Origin of the sequence: Pseudofrankia coriaricola (assembly GCF_001854805.1) — a bacterium.
Classification (GTDB): Bacteria; Actinomycetota; Actinomycetes; order Frankiales; family Frankiaceae; genus Pseudofrankia.
This window is the reverse complement of sequence record NZ_MBLO01000262.1, coordinates 102,880-119,306: the sequence shown is the minus strand read 5'-3', so window position 1 is coordinate 119,306 and position 16,427 is coordinate 102,880. Positions and strand designations below refer to the sequence as shown.

Annotated in this window: 9 protein-coding genes; 4 read left to right on the top strand and 5 right to left on the bottom strand. The window is 69.7% G+C overall.

The window, feature by feature from the left end; translation table 11 throughout:
- Positions 1 to 468: 468 nt before the first annotated feature.
- Both cas4g/cas1g and cas2 read left to right on the top strand, forming a co-directional pair.
- Positions 469 to 2,328, top strand: coding sequence for a CRISPR-associated endonuclease Cas4g/Cas1g (cas4g/cas1g, locus tag BCD48_RS40100; RefSeq protein ID WP_198543588.1), 1,860 nt, complete (start codon positions 469 to 471; stop codon positions 2,326 to 2,328).
- 9 nt (positions 2,329 to 2,337) lie between these two features.
- Positions 2,338 to 2,634, top strand: coding sequence for a CRISPR-associated endonuclease Cas2 (cas2, locus tag BCD48_RS40095; RefSeq protein WP_071053620.1), 297 nt, complete (start codon positions 2,338 to 2,340; stop codon positions 2,632 to 2,634).
- A gap of 26 nt (positions 2,635 to 2,660) precedes the next feature.
- Here cas2 and BCD48_RS40090 read toward each other — a convergent pair whose 3' ends face one another.
- The 4 genes from BCD48_RS40090 to cas7g are packed head-to-tail and all read right to left on the bottom strand — an operon-like array spanning position 2,661 to position 9,469.
- The gene (locus tag BCD48_RS40090) at positions 2,661 to 3,671 is read right to left on the bottom strand and encodes a type I-G CRISPR-associated protein, Cas3-extension family (RefSeq protein WP_071053619.1); all 1,011 of its coding nucleotides are present in this window, start codon (positions 3,669 to 3,671) and stop codon (positions 2,661 to 2,663) included.
- The gene (gene cas3g, locus BCD48_RS40085; RefSeq protein WP_083419936.1) at positions 3,668 to 6,829 is read right to left on the bottom strand and encodes a type I-G CRISPR-associated helicase/endonuclease Cas3g; all 3,162 of its coding nucleotides are present in this window, start codon (positions 6,827 to 6,829) and stop codon (positions 3,668 to 3,670) included. The genes BCD48_RS40090 and cas3g overlap by 4 nt, the downstream gene beginning before the upstream one ends.
- The gene (gene csb2 / locus BCD48_RS40080; protein WP_071053618.1) at positions 6,826 to 8,304 is read right to left on the bottom strand and encodes a type I-G CRISPR-associated protein Csb2; all 1,479 of its coding nucleotides are present in this window, start codon (positions 8,302 to 8,304) and stop codon (positions 6,826 to 6,828) included. Before csb2 ends, cas3g begins: the two co-directional genes overlap by 4 nt.
- 1 nt (position 8,305) lies before the next feature.
- Complete coding sequence (cas7g, locus tag BCD48_RS40075; RefSeq protein WP_071053617.1) at positions 8,306 to 9,469, bottom strand: type I-G CRISPR-associated RAMP protein Csb1/Cas7g; 1,164 nt, start codon at positions 9,467 to 9,469, stop codon at positions 8,306 to 8,308.
- Positions 9,470 to 10,347: 878 nt separating this feature from the next.
- On the opposite strand from cas7g, the gene BCD48_RS40070 reads away from it, so the two are divergent.
- Positions 10,348 to 12,078, top strand: a complete 1,731-nt coding sequence (locus BCD48_RS40070) for a tyrosine-type recombinase/integrase (RefSeq protein ID WP_083419935.1) — start codon at positions 10,348 to 10,350, stop codon at positions 12,076 to 12,078.
- Positions 12,079 to 12,558: 480 nt separating this feature from the next.
- A complete protein-coding gene (locus tag BCD48_RS40065; protein WP_071053616.1) occupies positions 12,559 to 14,226 on the top strand; it encodes an effector-associated domain EAD1-containing protein in 1,668 nt (555 codons plus the stop codon).
- A 649-nt stretch (positions 14,227 to 14,875) separates the two neighbouring features.
- Here the strand turns inward: BCD48_RS40065 and BCD48_RS40060 are convergent.
- Positions 14,876 to 16,204 carry a hypothetical protein gene (locus BCD48_RS40060; RefSeq protein WP_071053630.1) on the bottom strand — a complete coding sequence of 443 codons (1,329 nt, stop codon included), beginning with the start codon at positions 16,202 to 16,204 and terminating at the stop codon, positions 14,876 to 14,878.
- Positions 16,205 to 16,427 lie beyond the last annotated feature (223 nt).

Genomic DNA, 16,427 nt, shown 5'->3' with positions numbered 1-16,427 from the left:
GCCGCAATGGAGAGCCGGCTTGGAGGCCGGCTGGACAGCTCTCGCGGGACGGCCCGTCTGAGCTGCGGGAATACAAAGCCGTGCGAGCGGTGCCCGGTGACGGACGTCCGGGGCGCGCTGTGAAGGTGTCAAGGTACGGCCTCCAGGCACCCTGACCTGGGCACGAGCGCTCACGCATCCTCGCGAGTGATCACAGCGCTCGCAGGCGGTGACCCCTGCGCCGCAAGGCCGGACACCCAGACAACGACCGTAGCCGACCGACCTGGCATGGGGAGATCCGGGCGCGGCTACCAGGCCTCGCCCCGGGCACTGGGTCCGGTGCGGCCGCGAGCCGGCAGGTAATCCGATAGCCCAAGACAGCACGATGCGACAGAATGAAATAACACAGTGCGCCATAGAGGATCGGATCATCTTCCGTCCCTTCGTGGTGCTGGTGCTGGAACTGGCATGGTCGACAGGGGGACGACGATGGATGAACGGTCAAACGGCGGCATCGCGGGCGGCGAGGTGATCGCGGAATCGACGAGCGGCTCGCAGGACGGCGAGGCTTCGGCCACGACGGCGCCAGTGGCGGCTGCGACCAGTTCGTCGTCAGAGGAGTCGGGGCCTGCTGGCCTGGAGCCGGCGAGTGGCGATGTGCTGATGGTGACGTCCGCTGGGCCAGCGGACGTCCCGGATCTGGTGCCGGCGCGGATGGTGAACGAGTTCACATACTGTCCGCGATTGTTCTACCTGGAGTGGGTTCAGTCGAGGTTCGTCGACAACGCGGACACGGTCGAGGGCCGCTACGCGCACCGGTGGGTGGACAAGCGGGCTGGGGCCGCGCCGCTACCGGAGGACGATGGTGAGCTCAGGCTGGCTCGGTCCGTCAGCCTGTCGTCGACGACGCTGGGGCTTTCGGCGGTGGTCGACATCATTGAGGGGAACCCCGACGAGGACGGCGCGCTCACCGTCGTCCCGGTGGAACGGAAGCGGGGCCGGGCGCCGGACAATGCGCAGCGCTCCTGGGAGCCCGAGCGGGTCCAGCTGTGCGTGCAGGGCCTGCTTCTGCGTGAGGCTGGGTACCGGTGCGAGGAAGGTGTGCTGGCGTTCGCCGAGACGAAGGAGCGGGTGCCGGTCGTCTTCGACGACGCGTTGGTCGACCGGACGCTGTCGGTCGCGTGTGAACTGCGTGAGGTCGCCGCTGCCGCACAGACACCGCTGCCTCTGGTCGACTCGCCGAAGTGTCCGCGCTGCTCCCTGGTCGGGATCTGCCTACCCGACGAGGTCAACCTGCTCGCGGCGCGCGCAGATGCCAAGCCGAGGCGGCTCGTTCCGCGTGATCGGGAGACGCGGCCGGTCTACGTGACGGAGCAGGGTGCGGTGGTGGGCCGGGACGGGGGGCGGTTGGAGATCCGGCGCAAGGGTGATCCGCTGACGTCAGCGCGGCTGATCGACGTCTCCCAGCTGTGCGTGTACGGGAATGTCCAGGTGAGCACTCCGCTACTTCGCGAACTGTTCGCCCGGGAGGTGCCGACCTGCTGGTTCACGTACGGTGGCTGGTTCTCCGGCATTGCGAACGGCCTGCCTGGGAAGAACGTCGACCTCCGGATGCGTCAGCTCGCGGCGGCAGGACGCGGGAATGTCGACATCGCCCGAACCATGATCGAGGGGAAGATCCGCAACAGCCGCGTCCTGCTGCGCAGGAATACCCGAGTCGAGGTATCGGCGACGCTCGAGCGGCTCGCTGACGGCGCCCAGAAGGCCGCCGGCGCCCAGTCGGCGGGCACGCTGCTCGGCATCGAGGGTGCCGCGGCACGTTCCTACTTCCAAGCGTTCGGGGGGATGCTACGACCGGAGCACCGCCTCCCGGGCGCCGCGTTCAGCTGGGAGGGGCGCAACCGCCGCCCGCCGCGGGACGCGCTGAACTGCCTCCTCTCATATGCGTACTCCCTACTGACAAAAGACCTGACGGCCGTCTGTCTGGCGGTCGGCTTCGATCCGTATGTCGGCCTGTTCCACCGTCCCCGGTTCGGGCGACCGGCGCTCGCGCTCGACCTTGCCGAGGAATTCCGTCCGCTCGTGGCCGACTCACTCGTCCTCAACCTGGTCAACAACGGCGAGGTCAGTGAACGCGACTTCGTCATCCGGGCAGGAGGCGTTGCACTGACCGCGGCCGGCCGCAAGGCGGTCATCGCCGGATACGAGCGGCGTCTTGACATCGAGGTCACCCACCCGGTCTTCGGCTACCGCATCTCCTACCGGCGGGTGCTGGAGGTTCAGGCTCGGCTTCTCGCGGCCCACCTGCTCGGCGAGATCCCGTCCTACACCGCGTTCACCACCCGATAGCCGGTCGACATGGCACGCCGCCGCTACCTCGTGGCCTACGATATCCGTGACCCGAAACGCCTGCGCGAGGTCTTTCGGATCATGAAGAGCTATGGCGAGCACGTCCAGTATTCCGTGTTCCTCTGCGACCTCGACGGCGCCGAGAAGCCTCTTCTCCTCGGAGACCTCGGCAGGGTCATCAAGCACACCGAGGACAGCGTCGCCCTCGTCGACCTAGGTGAGGCGGTCGGCCGAGGAGCGCTGTGCTTCGAGTTCCTCGGCGTGCACCGCCCATTGCCGACTCATGGGGGCTCCGTCATCGTGTGAGCTGCCCTGTCCCGTATCTGTCCCTGTCAGGCGCCGATGGGAAGCGGAGCAAGTACGCCCGCGCTTTTGCGGCCTTCGATGAGCTGCCGTTCGGCTCCGGCGATGTCGAAGACGCCGAGCGGCTCGAGGGGGCGGCGGGCGACCGTGGGGCCGGAACGCTCCCTGTGCGGGGTGGGCCGTGCAGGTCGTAGGAGTGGGTGTTCGAGCAGGTCGCGGATCGCGAAGCGGTCCAGCGGCGTGTGCCACAACGGCCAGGTCATGATCGATCGCCTGTCGTAGCGGTGCCAGAGCGTGGCCTGGACGTTGGTGCCGTCGCCGGTGAGGCGCAGGAGCGCGAGGGCCTGGGTGGCGAGCCAGGTCGCGCCTGGCACACCAGCCTCGGTGGACTTGCCGCTGGGGTGGTGTGCGGCGTCCCTGATCACCCGATGGTCGAGGTACTCGCCGGAGAAGCCGTCGACGCGGCGCCATCCAGTCAGTGCTTCGGCGATGCATCTGGGGTCCATGCGGACCAGTTCCAGGGATTTAGCGAAGAACGTCCGGGTGGTCTGCCGGCCGCTGGGTGCCATGTAGGGGGTGAGCGCGGCCCGCCCGGCGCGGTCGACCGCGAGGTCGGTGACGAGCGCTCGAAGCCAGGCGCTGGCCGCGGGGTCGCCGAGCTGGTCGACCTGCTGGCGGAGCTCCTGGAACCTTTGTCGGGGGATCCGCATGGGGTCGCCGTCGCCGGCTCCTTCGTCGACGGCCGCGCCGTCACCCGGCCGTCGACGAAGCGGGAAGTCGGGGTGGATGCCGATGATGGCCGCCTCCGGGTCAGCCGCGGTCACCTTGGAGGCCAAGGTCTCGACGATCGCGTCGACTGTGGGCAGCGGGCTGCTCAGTACCGTTGCTCTCGTCTCCGTCGAGAACGACAGTCGGATCGGCTCGACCGATGTGTCTCCGGCCTCGTCCAGGAGGTGTAGGAGGCCAAGGGCTGCCAGGAATCCGAGCGGGTCCCGGCCATCGAGTGCCGGTATCTCGACGGCGGTTATGGCCGGGCTCATGTGTCCTCCCCTTCGTCGTATTCGGAGCACCAGATGTCGGCCAGCCGCACGATCGTCTCCAACAGCGCGAGCCCCCAGCGGCCGTAGCGGGCGTTCAGTGCGGCGAACCGCCGCGAGGACTCGGGATCGACGGTCACTTCGGTGGTGAGCTGTTCGACGCGACCGTCGAGTGCGATCTGGATATGTTGCGGCGCCGGGTCCAGGACGGGCTGGTAGACCGCCCGACCTCGGCCGTGGTGCGTGGCGACGAGGTGAATGACCAGGTCGTGGTCGACACCGGTTTCGGCGTAGCGGCTGGCGGTGGCTACTGTCAGCGCGGCGATCCGGGCGGAGAGCGCCTCGTGGCGCATGTCGTGCGGGTATTCAGACCGTAGCCGCGCGCGGCGGAACGCCTCCCGGTTCGCCGGGTCCATCCCCGACTTCGCAAGTGGCTCCTCGGGCGGTCGGCGGCGGTGCGCGTGCAGCGGGCGGTCCCGCAGCATCGCCTGGAACCGGGGGTCACGCTTTCCCTCATCGTGGAGTTTGGCGGCAATCTGGACGGCGGTGACCAGGGGCGCCGGCAGTCCGAGGTTGACAGCGAACTCGCGAGCGCGCTCGGCCGCTGCCTGCTGGTGGGCACGCAGGCTGATCACCCGCCGCCGCCTCGCAAGGGTATCGCCGGCGCGCGTATAGGGCTCGCCTGCGACAACCGACGATCCGAACGGGCCATCGTCGCCGAGTTGCCCACCGCCGCGGCAGGCGAGCACGACCAGCCGTTCCGATCCCACCGGCCAGCCACCACTGCCGTCGCGGTGGTCGCGATCCGACTGCGAGGCGGACGCACCGGCCCCTACGGGGACGACGACCGACGCGGTGTGGTCTCGGGCGAGTAGCCGCAGGTTGCCCTCCAGCGGGCCATCGGGCCGCCCCGACGCGGCCCGTCGTGCCTCGGCGGCTTGGAGGATCCCGCTGAGCTGGGGCCGGTAGGTTCCGGGGGCTGGCGTGCCGTCGGCGCCGTCCGCCTCGGCCGTCGCCACGAGCTCGGCAAGTCCGATGCGCGCCGGCCCCTCGTCGGAGCGGGCCGTGGAGATCAGCTCTGGTTCCCGCCGTCGTGCCAGCTCGATCAGTTCCGGGCGCAGTCTGACGAGTGGGCGCCTGCGGCGGCTGGCCAGGTCCGCGACGTCGTCGACGGGTTCGACGCCTTCGGGGTCCCAGCCGAACTCGTCACAGCCGCCCCAGTCTTCGGAGAGCACGAGCACGTCTCCTGGCTGGAGCGGTGCGGACCGGAGCGCGGCGGTGGGGATCGCCTTCGCCGTCCCGTCGCGCCAGCGCACCGCGAGCCGGCCGGCGCGGGCAGTCGCCTCGGCGGGCGCCGGGTCACGCTCGTCGTCGCCGTCCTCGACGGTGTCGCCCTCGATGTCGGAAACCGTGGCGGCCTCGGGCCGCCGCCCGGCGAGCCAGCGGCGCGCGGCCGCGAGCGGCACGTCGAGCATTTCGTCCTGCGTCGGCGGGACGGCTGCTAGGACCGCGGCGATGTCGGCCTGGTCGTCGGGAAGCCCTGCTCTCCATAGCAGGGACACCTCGGGTTGCCCCTTCGCGAGGCCGTGCAGGAAGGGCGCGACCGGGGTGTCCGTGTTCCAGATCGGTGAGGTGTGGCTCCAGGCGTCGAGTAGTTCGTCGTCGAGGGCAGGGACGTACCCGGGCCGCGGTTGGAGGCCGGCTCGCTCGGTCTCGCTCAGGCCGTCGAGGAGCCTGCGCAGCGCTGCGGGCGAGGCCGGTAGCCCCTGGCCCAGCGCGCCCAGATCCGGGCGCGCGCCAGCTCGTGGGCTGAGCGTCTCTGCCGCCAGAGAGCTCAGACATTGCCAGGTGGCCTCGCGGGCCGGGCCGTAGACCGGATCGTTCTCACCGACGGTGGGGTCGTGGACGACGATCGCCATGGAGGTAGGGAGGTCCGCGACGCGGTTGACCCGGCCGAGGCGCTGCACGAGCGCCGGCATCGCGGCGGATTCGGTCACGAGCGCGTCCAGGTCGATGTTGGCGCCGACCTCGACCGTCTGGGTCGCGACGAGAATCAGCCGGCGCCCGGCGGCCCGTTCACGGCCAACCTTGAGCCGGCCGTACCAGTCCCGCAGCAGCCGGTCACGGTCGATGGGCCGGATCCGTCCGGTCAGCAGAATCAGATCGAGGCCGTCGTCGGGGGTGACGTCCGCTTGGAGCGCGCGCAGGACGGCACGGGCGCGGCCGACGGTGTTGCAGACCACGCCGACGGTGGCGGACTCGGGCCGGCTAGCCAGCGCCCGCGCCCAGGCAGCAAGGACTTTGGGGATCTCAGTGTGGGCGTTCTTACTGGTTACCGCGGGGCGGAGCAGATGCAGCCGTCTGCCGGCGTTCAGCCGCTTTCCGGCAACCGGATGGTCCTCGTCTGCCTGGCTGATCCGGTGAGGCGCCGACGAGCTGCCTTCCGCCGGCACCGTCGCGGACATGGTGACGACGACCGGTGGCCGGCTGGTCAGGCCCGTTTCGCTGTCGGACTCGCACCTGGTGATGGACCTGGCCGTGGTGACGAACGCGTCCGCGAGGTGTGCTTCATCGACGACGATGAGGCTGTCGGAGCCTACGAGCGCCGCGTCGATGGGGCGGAGCCGTTCACCGACCCCATAGCCGCGGAAGAGCAGCCTGCTACCGACCTGGTCGACGGTGCCGACGATGACGCCGTAGCTGTCCGGGCGGTCGAGCCAGCGCCAGGACCAGGTCACCCCGCCGCGCATCCGCGTGATGGTCAGCGGGTCCACCGGCTCGCCGTCGGGCGCGCGTGTGATGACCGACAGGCTCTTGGAGACAGCCAGGCTTACCGGCCCCGCCGGAGCGCCGGGCCGGAGTCCGGCCACGAGCGCCTGGGCGTGCAGGTAGGCCTCGTCGACGACCAGCCGTCGGTCCACCACGAAGAACAGGCGCCGCCGGCCGATCTCTGGCGCGGCCGCCGCGACGAACACGGCGGCGTCGATCACGCTGGTCTTCCCGAGCCCGGTCGGGATGTCGAGGATCTCGGGCCAGGCGCCCTCCCGCAGCACCCGGTCCACCAACGCCTGCTGCCAGGGAAACGGCTCGCGGCCGTGCACCTCGGCGACGAACGCCGCGAAGTCAGCGGCGCAAAGCCCGGCTCGGATGATCTCGGTCATGCGGTCCGCTCCCGCTGTAGCTCGGGGACGAACAGGCCAAGGCCGAGATAGCGCATCGAGCCGGCGAGAACCGGCCCTACGACCGGTTCGGCGAACCTGATGCGGACGTGGGTCATCGGGCGGATCGGCCGGTTGTCGGGCAGCGCCGCCCGGGGCACGCGGTGGAGCGCGCCTGCGAGCATCGGTGCCGGCGAAATCTCCACGGCGCGTGGCGCAGGGAACCCCGCGATCACCAGCGACCGTGCCACCTCTTCGAGAAACTGCGTGTCATCGCCCCGCCGGCTCAGGAACCGGTCAACCATGAGCGGTGTCGCGGTCACCCAGTCGCGGGAGCCTCCCCGCCGCGCCGCGGTCCACCGCTCGGTGCTCAGGCCCCACGGCGTCGAGCGGAACGGATCGTGGTCAAGGCGTAGCTCGCTGGCGCGCTGGACGGTCAGCGTCTCCAACGGGTCCTCGATCACCGCATCCCACAGCCGGGCGTAAGCCGCGTCCGGCAGATCAGGCGGAACGGCCAGCCCGACGCCGAGAAGCTGACCGCTCGCGTTGGGATGCCCGACGTCGAGCAACCCGAGGAAGGCCACATGGTTGCGGCCCTTCGCGCCGTGCCCGGAGATCTCGGGCGGAACGTCGGTCGCGATCCGACTCAGGACGGCCTCACGCAGACGGCTGGTCACCGTCAGAAGCCAGCCGACGGGAAGCCGGGACGTGCCCGGTACTTGGCCGAACACCAGGAGTTCCCATCCAACGGGACCACCATCGAGCGCGCCGCCCGGCTCCCCCTCGAGTTCACCGTCTCCCGCTTCGGCGGGGGTGCTGTCCAAGGGTGCATAGCTAAGCGTCGCGGCTGACACCTCCCAGGACCGCTGCCCGTCGGCATACGCGGCCCGCAGCCGGTCGGCATAGCCGGGAACCGGAACCCGCACATCGACCTGCGACCGACGGGAGTCGCCCGGAGCGAAACGTGTCCACGTCGCGCGGGGGCTTCCCGGCTTGGTGCCCACCGTCAGCGTCGCGGGGGAAGTGGCCCGACCGACGTAGGGCGTCCGACGCGCCAGGCGCACCAACGCGCTGAGGGTGTCGGCGTCTGGCTCGGCGTCCGGCCAGACCACCGCGAAGTCCGGGTTCTCCGGCAGCGCCGCCGCGCGCACACGCAGCCCGTTTGTCCTTCCTGGCCAGGTCTGGCTACCGCCCTTGGCCTCGGTGCTGTTCGTCGGAACGTAGCCACGCCGTGTCTGCCGCCGCGCGCGCGAAGACGCCCAGATCTCGGGCATCCCCGCGCGCTCCAGCCATCGCAGCGCGGCCCACTCGGCGTCCGCGTCGCCGTCAGCCGTACCGGACTCGCCGTCGCTCGTCACCGAGGCGACGAGCGCGCAGAACAGCCGGGCCGGATGCGGTGGCCACTCTGCCTCGGAAGGACGCAGCCCGGCGGCCTCGTACCGCCCATCTCGCAGCCGTACCAGGATCGACAGGGCCATGTCAGCTCGCGTCGCCGTCGCTGCCGGCGCCCTTGGCCACGGCGTATTCGATCGCGTTCGCCAACCCCGGTATCGGAGTGATCGAGACGGCGTCCTTCTCCATGACGATCCCGGCAGACGCGGCCCGATCACGCAGCTCGCGAAACGCGGCGATCGCCTCGGCGGCGGTCACGGCCACCGGTTCCAGCTCGCCACCGCGGTCAAACCCGATCGACTCGTCCGTCCGAACCAGATCGCAGCCGGAGCGCAGCCAGATCGACGGACGGCCGAACGCAAGCCGGTCACCGGCGAGGGCGAGCGCCGCGAGCGCCGCGCGGGCAAGCTGCGTCGCCTCCCGCGACGCGTCCCCGAACCGCAGACGCTCCAGCCCGGCGAACGAGATCCACGCGGACCGCCGCGCCTCGCTGATCGTCACGCCGCCCGGCGGCAGCTTGTCGACCTTGTCAACGATGTTGCCGTGACCGATTTCGCTGGGCTTCTGGCCCGACTTCTTTTTGCCATCGCCACCGGGGACCACGAAGGCCCAGTCGCCCTCGGCCTTGGCCGTATCGTCGATCGCGCCGACAAGGTTCAGCGGATCGCTGCGCGTGGCCCGCCGAATCCCCTCCTTGGGGTCGAGCCCAACGATCGACGACGAGTAGAGGCGCGCAAACTTCGGCCATCGCCCCGTGCGGTGGGAGTCCCAGGCGCCGAAGATCAGCGAGCCTGGGTCCAGCTGGTACAGCGGGCGCACGTCGATCGCGGACACCCCTCGCAGCCGCTGTCCGACGGGCGACTTGTCGAACCGCACCCCGTTGACCAGCGAATCGCGCAGGTAGGCGTCCGCGTACCGGTGCGGAAACTCCAACGAGGTCAGCCGGATCTCCCCACGGCTGGTCTTGGCCGTCAGCTCGAACAGCGGCAGCTCGATCCGGCCTCCGTCCCGCGCCGCCAGCAGCGCCTCCTCGATCCGGTTGGCCTCAGAGGGCACCTGGTCCAGCACGACGACCTCCGACACCGCACCGTCGACGTGCCGCGGCTCGAAGATGTAAGGGCCGCCCGGAAAGGTCGGCGGCGACACCTTCCCATCACCCGCGGCCCGATAGGTGCCGGTGATCGCGATACCCGCCACGTCACGCTCGTCACCAACAGCAGCGACCAGCCGCTCGACGAGTCCCCCGCTCATACACACTCCCTCGGATCAGTCACGGTCCGCGTGGCGATCACCACCCAGACGACCGGGACCGTACCGCCCGGGTCCGACAAACCACGCGGCATGTCCGGCCGATCGGCCTGCACTGCCGCACCCGTCCATCGCGCGCGCCCTCCACCGCCCTCGACCGGACAGGTCCGCAGTCCAACGCGGCGCCTCCGGGCACCGGGCGTGTTCTCGATGCGCGAGTATGGTGTCAAACAAGATCATCGCAGGACATCCCCGAAGACATCGCGCAGACCCGCGCCGGTTATTCGGGCATCGCTCGGCGTTGAGAATTTTCATTCAGCGCTTGCGAATACGCCGTCGGCCGAGATATTAGTCGCGATGACATGTGCGATGTCGGTGGCGATGCCCCGCGCGATGTCATCGGCGCCGACTATGCCCGGTCATGCGCACACTCCATGCCCCAGGGACACCCGCTACCGGTGCCCGGACCCCCATCGAGTTGGCTGGTCAGGCGTCCGCATCACCCGCCGCCTTGGGCTCGGTAGCTTGAGTAGCGCCCGCACGGAGATGACGGGAGGTCGTCGCCGGTGCGGGTCATGACCCGGGATCAGTCGAACAAGGCCCGGCTTGGGCCGAAGGCCGAGAAAAGGCATCGGCGAGGGCGCACGAACGTGAACATCCAAGATCGCGCGGCGAGACGAAGAAGCCAGGGGCGATCTTGCTGGCAACAACAAAGAGGTCCAGGGAGCGCATACGATTCCTCTGACTGCCTCTGCGGCGACGAACGCGTCGCTCACATGTACGCGACCCGCGGTTCCAGCGTCTCTGAGCCGGTCGACCGCCCATATCCCCGTTCTCTGCCAGCGACTGTCCCCACTCAGGAAGACAGCGGGAGCGTTCTCATGGAGATCCAGACCGAAAAGCGTTGCGGCTGCCGCGATCCCGAGACCGGGAAGCAGTTCGGCAAGCAGTGCCCGAAGCTCAGGAGCAGGAAGCCGCACGGCAAGTGGTCCTGGCGGCTCGAAGTGCCCGAGGAACTCGTCCCCCTCGTCGGCAGGACGCAGTTGCGAGGCTCGGGCTTCGCCACGAAGGACGCCGCCGAGAAGGATGCCGGAGACCAACTCGCGAGGGTCCGCGCCGGCCAGCAGCACGTCGGCACGCTGACCGTGGGCGAGTACCTCGATCAGTGGTTGGAGTCGAAGCGCAGGCTTCGCCCCACCGCCCGCAGCGGGTACGAGATCCACATCCGGGTGCATCTGAAGCCGTGGCTCGGCAAGGTGCCGTTGTCGGGCCTGCGTGCGGACCACGTCGACAAGGCCTTCCGCTGGATCGAGGCGGCCGGCGCCAGCAAACCGCGTCCGACCGGCCCAGCGACGATCGAACGCATCCGGGGCACCCTGCGCAACGCCCTGAACGACGCCGTGGACCGACGACTGATCCCGTTCAACCCGGTGGCTGGCGTCGAGCTGCCCGAATACAACCGGGCCGAGGTAGAGCCCTGGGAGGCGCACGAGGTAGGCGCGTTCCTGGACGAGGCGTCCACGGACCGGCTCGCCGCGATGTGGGAGCTGATCGCGCTACACGGTGTGCGTCGTGGCGAGGCCTGCGGCGCCGCCTGGCCCGGTCTCGACGCCGAGCACTCGGTCTTGACCATCACTCAGCAGATCACCGAGTCTGGCGCCAAGTGCGGCGTGTGGCCGCCGAAGACCAGGTCAGGCAAGCGAAAAGTCGACCTTGACCCGACGACGTTGGGCTCGCTGCTGGCACACCGGTTGGCCCAGGACGCCGAGCGGGAGAAGCTCAGCGAGTCGTGGGACAACGGAACATTGCCCGACCAGCACGGCAAGCCGGTCAAGCTGTCGAGGCTGATGTTCACTCGACCGGACGGTCGGCATCTGGCTCCGAGGTACGTCTCCCAGCGCATGCAGACGATCGCGCATCGGGCGGGCCTGCTTGCCGCGGTCCGGTTCACCGCGCCGACCATGGCTGATCACCTCGTCGTCGGAGCGCTCCAGCGCGACCGTGACCCGATCGGCGAGTGGACGCTCTATGTCAACCGTGAACCCGCCGGCACGGTGACCGTGACCGCCGTGACCCGGCTACGCGGCAACCGGTCGCGCCTCGACCTGGCCGCACCGCTCGCTGCCGACGTCCCCGCCGAGGCCGAACTCGGCCGCGGCCTGCTCTCGCCCCGACGCCTGCACGATCTTCGCCACGCCTCAGCATCGATCCAGCTCCAGGAGGGCATCGACTTGGCGCTCGTCTCCAAGCGCCTCGGCCACTCCTCGCCCGCCATCACCGGAGCGCTCTACGCCCACCTGCTGCGCCCCGCCGGCCGGCGCGCCGCCCTCGCCGCCGCGATCGCCGTCCCGCGTTCGACGCGAACGCACAGCCACGCCCACCTGACGCCCACAATGATCTTCGAGGCGCCGGGCCGGCCCCACCGGAACGCAAACATGCAGGTCAGGAGCGGAGGGCGTGGGATTCGAACCCACGATGAGGTTGCCCCCATAGCGGTTTTCAAGCCACCCAAACCGGATGCCGCACCCTGTCGCCAAGATCCGCCTTGGGCCGGAAAATTCAATGAGCGCAGAGGTTTTCGCGGGCCGTCGTGCCGCTCGGTGCTGTCTTGATTCGGCCCGTGCCAGGGCTTCCGCGACCACATACCGACCACAATGATCTTGTTCTGGGTGGCTGGTTGAGCCGCAGGTCTGATTGTCTCGGCCGCGGGTCTACGGGTGTAGCTGACTACGTACGGTGAGAAGTCGGTGCTCGGTACTGACCAAGTCCCAGGCAGCCTGCTGCAGGACGACGCCGGGTTAGAGGAGTATCGACCGGCGCTTAAGCCGTCGGTCAGCCGCGTGCGGTGACCGGACGCGCCGTAGCCGGCGCTCGTCTGATCGACACCCCGGACCAGACATGGGCGGTGATCGTACGCGGCTGGTTGAGGGCGTCAAAGGTGTAGGTGCTGATGTGCCCGTTCGGTCGGTCCGGGCAGGGTTCCTGGCTCCTGAGGTGGGTGTCGTCGACGATGGGCTGCCAGTGAGACGATGTCTCTCTTGGTCGCCGGTACTTGTCAAATGGTGACAATCATGGGGTGGAGGTGACTGCCGGTGCGCGGCCTGTCGGCGGAACAGGTTCGCGCGTTCGCGGAGGCGTTCCCGAACGCGGCGACAGCGACGCCGGTTCTCACGGCCGCGGGCCTGCCCGCGAGCCGGCACCCGACGTGGGCCGTCCAGGACGCCATGGCATTCTGGTTCGCCGTGTCCGCGCTGGTGGAGAACGGAGCGCTACCTACGGGCCGAGCGGCGCTGCTCGCCGAGGCGCGGCGCTGGTTCCCGCACAACCCTTCCTTTGATGCCGACCCCGCGGATCCGGGAACTGCCGACGGCGGCGAGGCTGTCGCGACGACGCCCGAGCAGGCAACGCCCCAGCAGAAGGCGGTGCTGACGGTGGTGGCCCCGCCCGGCCCAGAGGTGCCGAGGGAACGGGCCCCAGCGCAACCAGCTCCGCCGGCGGAACCTGCTGCACCGGGGCATGCCGACGGGCTGCGCGAACCGGAAGCGGCAGGCCGGCAGGCGGGGCGGACGACAGACGCCACGGCAGCGCCGACGGATACGGACTGGCCGGCAGAGGACGGGTCGACGGCCCAACGGGGCCGGGCGGGCCGGCTGACCCGGCGCCGCGTTCTCCTCCTTGCGCTGCCCATCGCGGCGGGAGCGACCGGCGGCGGCATCGCCCTGGCCAGGCGAAGTGACTCCGAGCCGGGCGACGCGCCGGCCGTCGCAGTCTGGAGGGAGCCGGTGCACGGCGCCCGCACGCTGGGCAAGCCGTTGCCTGGGCACTCGGGGCGGGTATCCTCGGTCGCGTTCTCCCCGGACGGCGTGACGCTCGCCAGCGGCGGAGCTGACAAGACAGTGCGGCTGTGGGACATGCGCAGCCCCGCATCCGCCGCCGCGCTGGGCCGGCCGCTGGCCGAACACAGCGGCGCGGTGACCTCGGTCGCGTTCGCCGCGCACCGGCGGCTCCTGGCCACCGGCGGGCAGGACGGAGCGGCCCTGCTGTGGGATGTCTCGGACCCGGCCGTGCCGCAGCTGCTCGGAGACCCGGACCAGCGCATCGTCGACCCGGCCAACCCTCTGTCGGCGGCGGTGTTCTCCCCAGATGGCTCGATCCTGGCCACCGCCGGGAACGACACCTCCATACGACTATGGGACGTCACCCGGCCCAAGACGCCCCGTCCGCTCGGCCAGCCGATGACCGGACACGAGAACGTCGTGCACGCGCTGGCGTTCTCTCCCGAGGGTAAGGTCCTGGCCAGCGCCAGCGACGACCACACCGTACGGCTGTGGGACCTCGGCGACCGTAACAATCCGCGGCCCTTCGCCTCCAAGCCCCTCGCGCACGACGACGCCGTCTGGGCGGTGGCCTTCTCCCCACGGGGGCACGTCCTGGCCAGCGGAGGCGACGACCGCACACTGCGACGGTGGGACCTGACCGACCCGACCGCCCCCCAGCCCCTCGGCGACCCGCTGCCCGGCCACACGACCAACCGGGTGTCGGCGCTGGCGTTCTCCCCCGCAGGCACGACCCTCGCTGAAGGCGGCAACGACCACCTCGTCCGCCTGTGGGACGTTTCCAACGCGGCGACTCCCCGCCCACTCGGCCAGCCGTTGCCGGCGCACCGCGACTCGGTGTGGGCGGTGGCGTTCTCCCCCGACGGCCGCATTCTCGCCACCGCCGGAGGCGACTCAGTCATCCAGCTCTGGTCCCTGCTCTGAACCACCCGTACCGCACAGGCAACAGCGACGACGGCCGTCAACGGACGTCATAGGCGGCGATGCGGGTGACCCCACCGGGCTACGACCGCGCCCATACCGTGCCAAGACTCGGTTCGAGGGCTTGACCTGCGGATTCGCTGTTCGATCACGCGGCGCGGCGGCACTGGTGATCACGCCGCCTACTACCTTGAGGCGCCGGATTGATCCGCTGGACGCCATACTTCCACCGTCATGTGCCTGGCGGTTTGAATGGGCGAGCGCCACCGCGGCCATGGGCTCGCGCCGACGCGACCCAGCGGCGTCGGGGCTGTAGCGGGTGAAGATCGAACCCATGACCGGAGGGTTATGAGTCTTCTTCCCTGACCCGCTGAGCTATTGTCGTCGGCTGACATAGGCTGCCGTTCATGGTCGTTTTGTGCTGCGGCGTTTGGCATTCGGGCGCGAGGCCTGACTGGCGTGGTCGTTGATCGTGCTGGTTGGTGACGGCTCGTGCCGTTGGCTGTGCCGCTGTTCGTCACCGGTTTGGCACCGGTCGACCGCCGCGGCTGCCCCCATGGCGGTCACAGTCTGTCACATTTGAACGGTCGAAATCGCCGCGCGCGTTTCCTGCCTGCGTGTGGATGGCGTTTGGTTGGCGTCTCGGTGCTGGTCAGGTTGGTTTTATGCGTTGTGTGGCGGTGTGTTGGATGTCGTTGTTCTCGATGGGGTCGTCGCGTAGTTCGGTTAGCCAGTGGTGGGCGTCGTCAGTGATGAGTGAGGTGTGCTGGGCGGCGAGCTGTCTTACGTCGGGTTCGCAGTCGAGCAGGAAGATCGGCAGGGCGTTCATGGTGCTGTCTGGGTCGAGGAGTAGCAGGCTGCGTAGGTGGCTGGCGCGTTCGTAGGTGTGTGGTGAGGCGAAGGTCAGCGAGCGCAGTCGGCGTATCAGGTGTGCGCGGCTGTTGGTGTGGGTGGTTGGTGGTAGTGGGGCGAGGATGCGGGCGAGGCCTTCGGTGAGCTGGTCGTAGCCGCACCACTGGCCGGTGTGTGTGAGGTGGTCGACTGCGGTGAGCAGCAGGGGGATGTCCTGTTCGTCGCCGTGGTGGGCGAGGAGGTACGCGGCGTCGGGGAAGAGGGGGTGGTCGGGGTCGGTGGCCCAGGTTCTGGCGGGTGGGGCGATGAGGGGGCCGAGCGAGAGCAGGGCGCTGCGCAGGCCCGGGGGTCGGGTGGGCGCGAGCTGTTCGACGACGTCGAGCAGTTCCGGTATGGGATAGGCGCGGCGTCGGATCTGGCGCAGCGCGAATGCGAGGGTGCCGCGGTCGGTGTCGGGCGTCCGTAGAACGGCGATCAGCTCGGCGTCGGATGCCCCGGCCAGGCTGGTCTGGTGGTCTGGGCCTGGAGGACGGGCGGGGCGGGCGGCGTTGAGGACGGCGTCGAGGTGGGGGTCGCGGCCGTGCCAGCGTTGCCACGGCTGGCTGTTGGGGAACAGCTGCGTCGTGTCGTCGGGGTGGATGCGGGCGGCGGCGGTCTCCCAGAGGTCGTCCCACCATTCGACGGGCCACTCGTCGGTGATGGTCTGCAGGGCGTCGATCCAGCGGGCCCCGTCGTGGACGTATCCACGCAGCGCTTCCCGGGCCTGGTCGTTGCCTGCGCGGGCGAGCGCCTCCAGGATTCCGACCGCGAGGTTGAACTGGTTGTGGTCGTCGGCTGGGTCTCGGTGTGGCCAGGGGCGCCAGGGGCCGCAGGCGTGCAGTTGCGTGACCAGGGGAGCCGGGTCGAGGTGCAGGTCGCGCAGTAGCCGGGCGAGGTAGGTGTATCGGTCGTCGACCTGCCAGTCCCAGCGGGTGTCGCGGCTGGTGCATTCGTAGACCAGCCCTGCCTGCTCGCGGTCGCGGCGCAGCTTGATGACCGCGATGCCGTGGCCTCGTTGCAGGGCACCATGCAGGGTGCCGGACGGTGCGTAGTGCCAGTCCTGCGGGTCGTCTTCGACGTCATGGGTCATCGCGGCAATCATGGGGCCGGGCGGGTGCCTGTTCCACGGGTTATCGGGCCCGGTCTGGTGGTTGGTTGGCGTGACGGTAGGCGGGCGGTGTCCGGCCAGGAGATCTGCGGTGGTCCCGCGCGGGTGAGCAACGGGGTCAAGATCGAGATTGGGGGGTCCTGAAGCTCAGGGCGTAGGCGTCCATGTGACTGCCGCGCGAGTTTCTGTCGTAACCCGTCGGCAT